The sequence below is a fragment of the Bacillus hominis genome (assembly GCF_018332515.1).
Taxonomy (GTDB): domain Bacteria; phylum Bacillota; class Bacilli; order Bacillales; family Bacillaceae_G; genus Bacillus_A; species Bacillus_A hominis.
The window spans coordinates 1-208 of sequence record NZ_BOQD01000684.1; the positions used below are offsets into that span (position 1 = coordinate 1).

Here is a 208-nt window from a genome sequence, read left to right on the forward strand (position 1 = left end):
AAACAAGCCGTGTGTCGCCCTTGAAATGGACCCCACCCTGAACCACCTGGCATTCAACGGCCCCCAGGTTTTCCAGTTCAGTTTTTAACAGCTCTTCCAGCCCACGGGCCGTACTGGCAAACAGAGAATTCATATCGTCACTTTTACTCTAAGAGCCTACCGCAGTAGGCGTAATTGTTGCAGTCAGTCTGGACATGGACAGCGCGGA

General features: G+C 52.4%; 1 protein-coding gene. It reads right to left on the reverse strand.

The features are described 5' to 3' along the window. The coding region (locus KI356_RS28980; protein WP_498066727.1) for a hypothetical protein at positions 1–133 on the reverse strand (133 nt) is incomplete at its 3' end. Positions 134–208 lie beyond the last annotated feature (75 nt).